The following is a 13,051-nucleotide window of genomic DNA, read 5'->3' on the forward strand; positions in this document are numbered from 1 at the left end:
CTTTTGAACCGGAGATCTTTTGGTTTGTACCATTAAATTCTACATAATGTATATTTATCCAATTCTTATTCTGAGCTACAGGTTTTTCAATATAAGTCCCATTATTAACCCAATCTCCTTTAATAAAAACTGGAGTTCTTAGGTTCTCTAAAGTACCATTTGGCAAAATGTTCAGCGTTGTTTCAATGTGCAACCCATTTAAATTTTCGACTCTAAGGTTAGCAGGTTGCTCTCCACCCCCTATTGTTAATGAAAAACATTCTGCTCTCTTGTTTTGCCCCTGATTAGTCTGGATAGATTCGGGTTGTTTCTGCCCCCCTGCACCATTAATAATAACATGCGTGTTAGCATCTGGCACTGCTGCTGGGCTCCAGTTACCTGGTTCCTCCCACTTAGAGTTTATTTTTCCTGTCCAGGTTGCGGTATTGGTTTGGGCAATGGCAGTGGTGCATAAAAGAATACAAAAGGCTGCTGACAGCAACCACCCGAAAACAAGAGACCATTTAGATAAGAGTATACTTCTATCCATCTGTAACTGAAATTAAAGTAAGAGTACCCGCCTCAGCTTTTGCCTATCGCGGTAGTTAGATTTTAATCACATCAGATTGAATTAATTCGTCTAAGCGAAGTAGTTCAATAGCGTAATTCTGTTTGTCAGATTTGGAAGCGAATATTCTATTCAGAAATTGAATTAAATCACAGGGCATTTGTACTTATGTCTTCTGTAAAGAAACCATCTTGTACCGTACTATAAATATATAGTAATTTACGAATACACAAAAGAATTTGTTAGGATTTTTTGTACAAATAATTTAACAGGCTTATTCACATATTCTTTCCCATGATCGAAATATACCAGAGGCTATTTAAGAAGAGTTTATAACATAACAGACCGGTAACTATAGGCTTTATAAAACAGAAAGGCCCCCGCGTTGGCGGAGGCCTTTTCCTTGTAGTTTCAGGTATTTGCGTTTATTCTTTCATCAGTTTAAGGGTCTGCACCTGCTGATTCAGTTCTATAACCAGCATATACAGCCCCGGCGCGTAAGTTCCTGAGCCCAGGTTAAGAGTATGGTCATCTTTACCAGCTTCAACCTGCAGCACTTCTTCCTTCAGTAACTGCCCGGAGACAGTGTATAGTTTAACATGCGCCTTGCCTGCCGTTGGAGTCTCAATAATGACACGCAGGTTATCGGTAAACGGATTCGGGTATACTATAGCCGGTGCAATTTTAGTTACAGTGCCATAGTCAATTACCTTAGGTCCGTATAGTTTAAAAGTACCGTCAAAATCGATCTGTTTGAGGCGGTAATATTGCACTCCATTTTTACCGTGGCGGCTGTCTGTAAAGCTATACTCCTGTTTAATAGCCGAAGTACCTACTCTGCTTTCTACAAAGCCTATTTTCTGGAATGTAAGGCCATCGGTAGAAACCTGCACCTCAAAGCCACTGTTGTTTCTCTCCGAAGCCGTTGCCCACTTCAGCACAGCATTGGTTCCCTGCTTAACCGCAGTAAAGCTCAGCAACTCTACAGGAAGTGGCGTTACATTGCTGCCTAAAGTCATTCTGGTCAGGCTGTTTATACCTGTGGAAGTCAATGAATTCGTGTAGGTATCAGGAGCAGCTCCCGAGTGTTTCACCCACTGATCTTGCGCCCCATTTACCCCTTGAACCAAATTATGTAAACGAAGCTCAGCTTCTTCGGCTTGCAAGCCATTCAGTTCGCTATCGAAGTATTTGAAAACGACTGTTGCATTCAGGTTTGTGCTGTTTACCTGCTGTGTACTTGTCTGAGAGTAGGTGCTGTTACCTGCAGTTGTGGAGCCTGTAAAGGTAAAGTTTCGGTTTATGCTTTGATTACCTGTACCACCTGTTATTGCTGCTCCAGCACCTGTGTGCCGTTCCACTGTAATCTCACCTGGCGCTACAGCCGCAGTAATTTCCAAGCCCATGCCGCCAAATGTTTCGGTGGCAGTGGTCAGCGTGCGGGTTGTTTTAACCTTACCAGAAACAGAATTGCCTTCGCTTTCTATGATCCGGGCAGTCGGGGCTAATGTAAATACTTTCCCTGTTGTAGTGATGTTACCTTTCTCAAGCTTCAGTTCCGCGGCTATGTCAGTATCATCAAGCAACGTTTTAACTCCACCTCCTGATACCAGCAACTTACTGTATGCAATCCGGCCCGGTATATTCTGTGCGCCCGTACCGTTGAAGTCAACAGTAGCTGTGTTTGTGGTCATGTCAACAGATGCATTATTTACTGTAAGAGCATTGGCAACTCCAGTTATGCCGGAGAAGGTTTTTATACCACCGGTACTTAGTGCCAGGTCATAGTAAGCTGTTGGTAAAACATTCTGATTACCTGTCCCATTATAGTCTACCTTAACTCCTGTGTCATCCGCATCAACAATAACAGTTTCTGCTTTGGTAAGAGCTCCGGCTATACTTAAGGTTCTATTACCTACTGCTTCAAGCTTTGCACTAAACGTTTTTGTTCCTGCATTGCTTAACACCAGGTTTTTATAGGCAAGCGGTGCTACTGTCTGATCGCCTGCACCATTGAATTCTACTGTTTCAGGAGCTACTACTACCTGAGTAGATTCGCCTTTAACAGTTAAGCTTCCTGCTATTTTTGCAATGCTAGCACCTTCTGAGTTGTTCTCAAAAGTAGCTGTGCCAGTATTCATCAGGGCAAGATTACCATACTGCACACTCTTTACCTGCTGGTTTGCTCCGTAATATTCTACTGTACTGGCTGGAGCTAGACTAAATACATCAGCAGCAGGTAATGTACTGTTGCCTCCTACTTTTATAGTTGCCCCTGATAGCACAGCAACTGTTGTATTTACTGGAGTAATGGTAGTAACACCATCTATTGTTTCTGCTAAATCAGGATGTGCTGCTACTTCGTTTGTCTCAAAATCTAATATCCCCGATTCAACTGATACGTTAAGAAGTTTATCTATATTAGCCTTCAGTGCAACCTTTAGTGTCTGGTCGGCTTTAGATACTCTTATATTCGACAAGCTAAGCGGCACCTTTGGAGTTGCAGCCATTCCAGTAGGCGCTGAAATGTCTGATGGACCAGCACCTACAAAACATATTGTTGCGCTACTTGCATTAAAGGAGCTTCCATTATGTGTCAGGTTACTGTACAGGTTTACATTGTTATTAACGGTAAGCTTTGAATTTGATGTCGTTACAATGTTACCTAAGCTAGTAATGCCTGTACCATTTATATTAGCGTTTTCATCAGTAAAAGTAAAAGTTGCCCTTCCTGCGGCCAAAGTTCCATTATTTACCAGATTACCACCTATGTAATAGTTGATTTTCAGCGAATCTCCATTTACTGGATTATAAACGAGGTTTGAACCACCCTTAAAGGTAACTCCTGCACCAATTGTTAAATTACCGGTAATGTTCCAGGCACCACCTAATAGTGGCATCAAGGTTTTATGTAGTGCCTCTCCTTTTACACCAAAAGCACTTGTGTTCGCTATAGTTAAGTTATTTAGAGTGGTCGGCACCGCTCCCAATAAGGCAACTGGCTCTGTTCCACCTATTCTCAAAGTGCCTGAGCTTTGGAATGCATCACCGCTAGTACCGAACTTCAAAGGATAATATGGCTTTGTAGGTAACAAATCAACTATTCCCTGATTTATAGGGCTAAAATCAATCAGGCCGGAGCTTGTGATCGTCCCTTCATTTGATATACCTGTGTATATGGTATGTGTATAACTTCCTCCATGAAACTTAGCTCCAGAAGTTACAGTTAGCACTCCTCCGACTGTCCAGTTAACGCTTGTGGTTACACCACCCGTATTGCTGATTACTACGTTTCCGAACAATGGTGCGGCAGTAGAGTTTAATACGGGAGAAACAGTGCCAGCGAATATTACAGTCGGAGGTCCGGCTGCCCCAGGTATAATTGGTGCTAACAACTGAATTGTTTGTGGTCCAGTCCCAGCAAAAATTGCTTGACCGCTCGCCTTTAAAATTCCGGTATTTATAAAATCCCCAACTACTTGTACTAATCCTTTAGCAGCATCTAAAGCACCCTTAATATCTACTTTACCAGCAATTACCATCACCGGATTAAGTGTTGGGTTTGCAGTACCTTCTAAAGTTTCTAACTTGTATTTCGCTCCGTCCTGAACAATCAGGTTATAAAAATTCAATTGATTTGTAGGTGCTGAATTAGTGCCCGCTGTACCTTTCAGGACCTTTTCGGTGCCATCAGAAGAAGCCAAGATAAGTGTACTTGCACCTCCTTGCTGGGTTGTTCCGTAGTTGATGAAGTTATCGCTAATTGTTAAGGTCTTTCCGTTTGCATTAAATATGGCTGAACTGTTAATTATAAGTTCTCCGGTTGCACCAGTTGTTCCTTCTAACTTCTTAGCAAAACCATTGCTGCCGCCGTTAGAAAAAACTAATTTACCATAGTTCAGCGCCCTAACATTTTGCTCAACAGTAGAGCCTGAATAAAGCACTGTACTACTACGATCTATTGTACTAGTGGTAAAGTTGGCAGGGAAGTTATCAGCGCCCTTCAGATCCAGACTAGCTCCTGCTGCAATAGTTAAGACACCACCAACGGTACTTCTGTTCATGGTAAAAGATTCCAGGTTTAGGATCCCCCGCTCCAAAGTCACATTACCATTCACAGCGAGATTACCTGCTACTGAAGCACCGGTTGCTGAAGTATTCTTAAAGACAAGATTGTTGAATGAAGATGCTGTTATAGTTTGAACTACCGTACCTTCAAATATAACAGTGCCTGTGCCAGGCACAAAGCTACCAATAGTTCTATACCAGTTGCCTTTTAAATTAATATTAGAATTTGTGGCGTTAAGCAATCCAGTAGTATTTGTTCCAGAATTCCCGATTACCACATTCCCGTTAATCGTTACAGTACCAGGCGCGTCTAAAGCTGCTTGTAATACTAACGTACCATTGAATACATTTAAATTACCAGCTATAGTTCTGCTGCCTGTAGTACTGTATTGTGCTGCACCACTGGCTTTCTCTATTGTAAGATTGTAATAGGGCACATTTGCAACGGTTTGCGCTGCGCCGCCATTATAAATTACAGTACCCATAGCAGTAGTAAACTTACCTGTTCCCAGTGCAGCCTTATTATAGTCTCCACCCACGTACAGGTTACCACTGCCAATGTATATGTTCGCCTTATCCTGGTTTATCGAGCCCTTAGCCACAATATTACCTGCTGATTTTTTCAGGTGCACTACCTGATTATCACTCTCCAGAATTAAGCTACCATTTATAGTCAGGTCTCGGTTTGCTGTTCTGATTTCATGCTTGGCTGTACCTGCTCCAATAGCTGCTAAGTTACCTCTTACAAGTAAGCTATAGGCTGGAACAGCAGTTGCAGTTGAATCTATAGATAGCGTCATGCCTGCATTAGGTTTGAACTGCAGACCTTTCACTTTCGCTTCTGACCGGATAACGGGCTGACGGTTATTAACTGGCGCAACAGAGCCTAATTCAACTATATCAGATGTTCCAGGAGCAGGTTTACTAACAATTAAATCACCCTTTGCATCATATGCTGACCAGTTAGCCGGAACTTCCCATGCATCACTCACACTACCATTCCATACATACAAGTTAGATTGGTCTGTTAAGGTCCAGAAGCGGTTCAGGTCAGTAATATTTTTTCTCGCTACTCTATTCTCATCAATATTCCAGTCGTGCTTTAGGCCAGAATCCCAACTCGTAGAACTATTCTCTGAAGTAGAATTTGCTAGCTTCAGGCCTTCTTCGTCCTCGCGCTCTGTGTTACCATTAAGTTCTGACTCTTCGTACTGTATCTGGAAAATAGCCTTCTTATAAGCACCATTTTCCACTTTAACTTTATACAGTCTATTTATTGGCACCCCGCTGGTTACTCCCTGCACAATCTGTGGTACTGAAGTAACCGAGATGCTTGTTATTTTGCTAGTAATGTTTGATGTTTGAGCATCAATATTCGGGAAGATTATTTTAACAAGCGGGCCATTAAAGCTATAGCCATCCGTTGCAGTAACCGTTATTCTTTCATCAGCCCGGTTATCTACGATTTCCTGCTGCTGAAATCCCTCAGTCAGTTCCCGTGTTATCGTTCCAATTACCCAGCCGTTACCTATCCGGTCTTGTAGCACTTTAACTTTGATGGCTGAAGCGCCAAACGGATCCACACCTGATTTTATAGTCGATATAGAGCCTTTAGTTAAGTTGAGCGTGTTAGTCGTTATATTAACTTCTGTAGTAACTACACTGGCAACCGTTTTGTCTAAAGTAAGGGTAGCAACAACTATAGCTGCAGCCGTAGTCGGGCCAGAGATTTTTGCATCAGAAGTTCCAGCAAATATGAGACTGCTGTTTGCGCCTGAATATATTCCGTTGTGTACCCAATCTCCATAAAGCGTATGTATATAGCTTCCTGCAGTAAGAGATACTCCACTATCTATAGTTAGTGTACCGAGTGTGGCAATATTTCCGGCCGCTGTTTTCGTCGCTGACACACCAGCTTTCGACAATTCTAAATGATAGTAAGTAAAGTTATTTACAGTTTGTCCGTCTCCGTTATAAACTACTGTGTTTGGAGCTGTTGCAATAAAATTTCCGGTGAGTCCGGTAAATGCGCCTTTCACACTCATCTTAGAGGCTGGCGCCATAGTAAGTGTAGTTCCGTCTGTTATAGTTACATTATTCAATTTATGAATACCACCAAAGGTTGAGTTTCCATTAAAAGTGACGGTTCCTGCAGTAGCCTCCAGGTTATTACCACTCAGGTTAGACCTGATAAAAAGATTTGTGCCTGTTTCAACGACCGCGTTTGTAGTAGCACGGGCGATGTTTAAATTAAAGAACTGCGTGACCCCGGCACCAGCATGAGAAATTGCATACTTAACTGATGGGTTTAAAGTGCCCATCGTCACTGTACCGGCTGTGGCAACAAATGATCCCCCGGAACTGGTGGTAAAATTGCCGTTAACCAGAAATGATGCAACCGTACTTGTGTAACCAGCAATTGTAAGGTTATTCAGCGTAATTCCGGAACCGCTTATAGTTGCTGGGGTTGTGTTTGTGCCCCCAGCCATTAACAATCCGTTAGTTGCTTGTGTTAGTGTACCTGCGCCTGTGGTAACCAGATTACCATTTATAGTTAAGTTTTGTCCGGTAGGTATTGTTATTGTGGTCCCTAAACCTGCAACCTGCAGGTTGTTGAATTCATTTTTGAGTGTTGTACTTAGCGCAACAGTTGATGTTCTTTCTATTTTTTTGCCGGTACCAGTTAATATGACTGTACTCGTATTTCCTGTAAAATCTGCATCATTAATCCAGTTCCCACCTATTGTATGCGTAAAGCTGCCACCTCTAAAAGATGCTGTTCCACTCAGGTGCACATCTCCGGCAATATTTATGTTGCTTAAAGCAGTGAAAGAAGCAGATCCTGCTCCTTTTAAATTACCTGCTATTACCAGCGTAGTACCTGTAGATGGTACAGGCATTGTCTTTACACCGGTACCTATTAAATGTAAGTTACCGTAACCTTTGGCTACCTCGGCCACGTTCTGTGCACCACCATAGTATTCTACTGTGCTTAAAGGCCCTAAGTCTACTGTTTGATAATTTGAAGGAAAGTTTGAAGCGCTCAACATGAGCTTTGCTAAGTTGGCGACGTTCATTGTTCCACCTAAGGCCGTTCTGTTTAAGGTAAAGGTTTTAATATCCAATGTAGCAGCATCCACAAATAAGTTCGACATCACGTACGAGTCTGCTAACAAGGTCTTTGTGCCAGTACCGCTAATCCTGAGCACGCCATAGCTATATTGCGCTCCTGAAAGTATATCCTGATCTATAGTTCCGGAATAGTTTATTACACCAAGTGCGCTTAACACAGTAGGAAACATATCGACTGTCGCAGTATGATTAGTGTAATTCCCCCTAAATGTAGCTGCTTTTACTAATAGAGTACCTCCCTCTGCTACCGTGAATACCGGAGTTAGTCTGCTATCAGCACTTGTTGTAATTCTAACCTGATTCGATTGTGGGTCAAGAATACCAGATGTACTTATTGTTAACTCTGGTCGGTTGGTAGTAACAATTTGATTGGGATTATTTGTTTTATAAGCATTTACCTGAATGATATTCAGGGTTTTTGATAGTGTGATGGCATTAGAAATTGTCAGGCTACCAAAACCACCTCCATTAGGGGCAATGTCTATTATTTTATCTTTACCTAAGAACTCTGATTCAGGCCAGATCTTGCTTCCGCTTCCTCTACCATTATTTTCTGAGTAGGCACTTTCTCTATATAAGCCCCCAACTGCAACAGTAAAACTTCCATGATAGTAGCCTGTAGCTCCCTGGTTCCAAAGAACACCATTAGCACCAATTCTTACATCCCCCGTTATTGTCATAGACCTTGGTGCCATCTTAAACTCAGCATCAAAGCTTTCACCTATTGTTAAGGAATTAATAGTATAATCATTCCAATCGTTTATAATCGGATACCTGTTGGCATTTATAAACCTGTCACCTATAACCACATCATCAGCAGGTCCTGGTATACCCATAGGAGCCCAATTACTCCCTGTATTCCAGTCGGTACTTGTGGCGCCTGTCCATGATTTTTTTTCTGCAAAGCTGTTAAAAGCTACAAACAGAAGTACAACGCATACAGCAGCCGAAAAACGCTTAGCTGACAGCAAGCTGTTAATGAATGTAAAGGTTCTCATAGGGTGAAATAAAGTATACTAATATGTATGGTGTTTTATGTAATGGTAACCGCTCATAAACTTTTAGAGCGTATGAGGCCAGGCTTTGGCGTGAATGTTAGGAGCGGAATAGAATTTTTCATAGTTTTCACTTCCAAAAGCCTGTAATTTTTCCTGTTTTGCATACTTAGCTGTTCATATCAAAACAGGCCATATTTCAACATAACGAGCATTTTTTCAAGTATTAAATATACTATAACAACACCCATCGTCTTATATTTATAGAAGTTATAGAAGGATTAACACTTAAACAATAGTCCACGCAGTGAGCATTATTCGATCTCAACTATATACAATACCCACCCTGCCGTATATCAAACAGGAACACACACGCATGGTAAAGTGCAACAAAAAACTTTATTAAATACCGAAACAATTAGCTTAAAGATACCGTATAAGCGAATCAGAATATTAGCAATATAATATATTGAACTTTTCTTAGCTATTTTTAAAAATAGCACAACAGCAGGCAAATCTTTTACTCAAAAACTTATAGATAATAAATCTGACCTGTTGGCGGGATTTAGCTCAGCTTTGGCACTTGATTTATAGAATCTTACTTACTTTACAGGTAGGCTATAAAAATCGTGGGTGAGGGCGCGGGCACCGTAGCTTTCTTTATACTGCACAAGGCTCTGATTTAAGAATTGGCCCTGTTGCTCCGTAGAAACCCCAAAACTAAAGTATAGTTTATGAGTAAATACGGCTGAGATCAGATGGTCTGTAAGCAAACCCAGCGCGCCAATACTTTGTCCCTCAGGAGTAGCAGCTATATACTGGCAGTGCGCCACAGTAGCTGTTTCGTAGATCAGGATGCCGGCCAGCATGTTGCCTTCTTTTTCAGCAGTATATAGTTTGATGTTACCGGAGAAGCGGGAAGCAAGCAGTTGCATTTCTGCAGCGGTGTGCGCTGGCGTGGTGCTATACTTTTCGGCAAGAACCTGACGAACTATAGTTTGGAAAGCTTTGTAGTTATGGCTCTGACCGAGTGTTATTCCCTGTTGCCTGGCTTGCTTTAACCTTCGTTTGCGAAGTGTATTGTATGGCAACCGATTCTGCAGTGAAATGACAGTGTTCAGGTCGCGGCGGTAGAAGACGGCTTTATTCCTGAAAAGGGCATATAAGTCTTCGTCGGCGGGTTGCTGGTGGTAAATGTGCGGAATGGCTTTATAGTTTATCGTCTCAAAACCAAGCTCCTTGTAATACTGCATCATCGCATCAAACACGTCCAGCATCAGCTGTGCTTTCATAGTTGCTCCGCTAACTATACCGCCGTAGCTCAACCCGCCATGCGACTGCACCTCCAGGCCCACCACATTGGCCGGCAGCAGCGCTACCAGTTTCCCATTTTTATAAAACAGTAACGAGTGGTCTTCAAACCTTTCAGCATGATACTCCATGTAGTCGCGGTACAGCAGAAAGGTGCCGTTTTTGGAAGTGCTTACAAAAGCATCCCAGGCATCTTTATAATTCGCGCTATACTTTACAACTTCCAACAGACCGATGATTAAGGGGATTTTACTGATTTATTATGATTTCTGACTGAACTGCATGTTAATGGGGATAATGGAATTAATATAAGCATCCACCCCCTGCATAACAACACAACAATCAACAATTTGACACTCAACGATTCAGCACGATCCGGAACGTGGTTCCCTTGCCTACCTCCGATGACCGGACATAAAGCCTGCCCTGGTGATAATTGTCAATAATGCGCTTGGCCAGCGCGAGTCCTAAGCCCCAGCCACGTTTTTTGGTAGTATAGCCCGGCAGAAACACAGAATCCATTTTACTTTTCGGGATGCCCTTGCCTGTATCGGTTATATCGATGGCAATGTTGCTTTTGCCCAGCAAAAGGAGTTGCAGCGTTATACTTCCACGACCTTCCATCGCATCCACCGCATTCTTGCAAATGTTCTCTATCACCCAGTCGAAAAGCGGTACGTTTACCTTAGCCGTTATTTCCGGCGAAAAAGTTGTAACCACCTGCATGTCTACCTTGCTCGAAATGCGGTTCTGCAGATAGTTGATGGCATTCTGGGTAACCTGCAGGATGTTCTCGTCACGGAGCAGTGGCACAGATCCGATGTTGGAGAAACGCTCCGTAATTACTTCCAGCCTGCGGATATCTTTCCAGAGCTCGGCAACTATAGGTTCGTTCTCAAATTTGGGGCTGGCCTTCATGTACTCGTACCACGCCATCAGCGACGACAACGGCGTGCCCAGCTGGTGTGCGGTTTCTTTGGCCAAGCCAACCCAAACCCTGTTCTGCTCTGCCTTACGCGAGTAGCTGAATGCAAAATAAGCCATCAGGGCAAAGCAGGCAATTACCATCAGCTGCACATACGGGTAGTAACGCAACTGCGAGAGCAGGTCCGAATCCTTGTAGAAAACATAATTCACCGATCCTTCTGCCCAGGGCACAACTATAGGTTCGTGCTGCGCCTTCATTTTCTCTATCTGGCGCTGCAACAGTTCATTCACTTTCTCGGGGTCGTCTGCAATATGCTGCGGAATGTCGATGTTTTTAGAGTCGAGGATGTTCTCATTTTCGTCGGTCAGGATAACGGGCACTGTAGTGTTAGCCGATAGTATCTCCTCCTCGATGAACACAATGTTGTCGTCGGATGGCGCACTGATCATGTAGCGAAGGCCCTTGGCATAAAGCTGCACCAGTTCCTGCTCCCGCTCCGACAACTTACTGACCAGAATATTGGTATAGGTTATAGTTGCAGCCCCGATAATGAGCGCGATAATAACAACTATAAACTTGATCCGGTTTTTCTGAGAATAGATGGGAATCATGCAGGCAACACGAAAATTATCTGAATTTAGTATAAATTGAATAATAAGGGCAAGTAAGTTTTATTTTTGTTAAATCAAACCGTAAATTTGCGTTTTAGTATTTCTAAAGCCATTATGCTACAGAATTTTAAAGCAATCAGCCTATCCTATAAGAAAGCACCGCTGGATATCAGGGAACTGATTGCCTTAGATGAGACCTCCTGCAGGCAATTCCTCCAGACGCTTAAGGATTTTATCCAGGCGACTGATATTCTGGTCCTTTCTACCTGCAACCGAACCGAAGTTTATTATAACGCCGATACCGACTATAGCCGCGAAATTGTAAAATTGCTCGGCATTACAAAAGGCATCGACAACATATCGCAGTACTTCGATTACTTTACCATCCTGAACGAGCATAACGATGCCGTGCAACACCTCTTTGATGTGTCGATGGGACTGGAGTCGCAGGTGGTGGGCGATATGCAGATCTCGAACCAGGCAAAACAGGCGTACCAGTGGAGTGCCGATAACGACACCGCCGGCCCGTTCCTGCATCGCCTGATGCACACGATCTTCTTCACCAACAAGCGCGTGGTACAGGAAACCGCTTTCCGCGATGGAGCTGCCTCTACCTCGTATGCTGCCGTGGAACTGATCGAAGAGCTGACTGCTGATATTGCTGATCCGAAGATTTTAGTGGTTGGTTTAGGTGAAATTGGTGCCGATGTGTGCCGCAACCTGAAAGACAGCAGCTTTACCGACGTTAAAATTACCAACCGCACCCTTACCAAGGCACAACACCTGGCCGAAGAGTGCAACATGCAGGTACTTCCGTTCGAGGAGATCGTGCAGGGCCTGAAGGAAGCTGATGTGATCATCTCGTCGGTTGCCCGTGAGACACCGTTCTTCACAAAGGAAATGATCCAGCGCCTCAATATCCTGTCATTCAAGTTCTTTATCGACTTATCGGTGCCGCGCAGCGTGGAGCCTGAGGTTGAAACGATACCGGGCGTGCTGCTCTATAACATTGATACTATTCAGAACAAAGCTTCTGAGGCACTACAGCAGCGCATCAATTCTATTCCGAAGGTAAAAGCGATCATCGCTGAGTCTATCGAGCAGTTCAACGACTGGTCGAAGGAGATGGTGGTGTCGCCAACTATAAACAAGCTGAAGAACGCGCTTGAAACTATCCGCCAGGAAGAGATTGCGCGCTACATGAAAAAGCTTGGCCCGGAAGAAGCAAAACACATAGACAATATTACCAAGTCTATGATGCAGAAGATCATAAAACTGCCGGTGCTGCAGTTAAAAGCAGCCTGCAAGCGTGGCGAAGCCGAGACCCTGATCGATGTACTGAACGATCTGTTCAACCTCGAAAATCAATCTGAAGAGATTCAACTATAAGACTATAGAAATAAGTAAATAGCTATTTTTTTTTAGTGAATGAAAAGGCCAAAGGCCCCCGATAATGTGC

Annotated in this window: 4 protein-coding genes; 1 reads left to right on the forward strand and 3 read right to left on the reverse strand. The window is 43.2% G+C overall.

The genetic code is table 11. The features are described 5' to 3' along the window. Nucleotides 1-972: 972 nt before the first annotated feature. From H7F15_RS00310 to H7F15_RS00320, 3 genes are all read right to left on the reverse strand, one after another. Nucleotides 973-8,745, reverse strand: a complete 7,773-nt coding sequence (locus H7F15_RS00310; RefSeq protein WP_185194958.1) for a T9SS type A sorting domain-containing protein — start codon at nt 8,743-8,745, stop codon at nt 973-975. A gap of 599 nt (nt 8,746-9,344) precedes the next feature. After that, on the reverse strand, nt 9,345-10,280 hold the full coding sequence (locus H7F15_RS00315; RefSeq protein ID WP_255481009.1) for a GNAT family N-acetyltransferase: 936 nt from the start codon (nt 10,278-10,280) through the stop codon (nt 9,345-9,347). A 130-nt stretch (nt 10,281-10,410) separates the two neighbouring features. Further along, nucleotides 10,411-11,592, reverse strand: a complete 1,182-nt coding sequence (locus H7F15_RS00320) for an ATP-binding protein (RefSeq protein WP_185194959.1) — start codon at nt 11,590-11,592, stop codon at nt 10,411-10,413. Between the two features lie 114 nt (nt 11,593-11,706). Between H7F15_RS00320 and hemA the strand changes: the two genes are divergently transcribed. Beyond that, entirely contained in the window at nt 11,707-12,981 is a 1,275-nt protein-coding gene (hemA, locus tag H7F15_RS00325) for a glutamyl-tRNA reductase (RefSeq protein WP_185194960.1), read from the forward strand. Nucleotides 12,982-13,051 lie beyond the last annotated feature (70 nt).

The organism is Pontibacter sp. Tf4, assembly GCF_014212495.1.
In the GTDB taxonomy this organism is placed as follows: domain Bacteria; phylum Bacteroidota; class Bacteroidia; order Cytophagales; family Hymenobacteraceae; genus Pontibacter.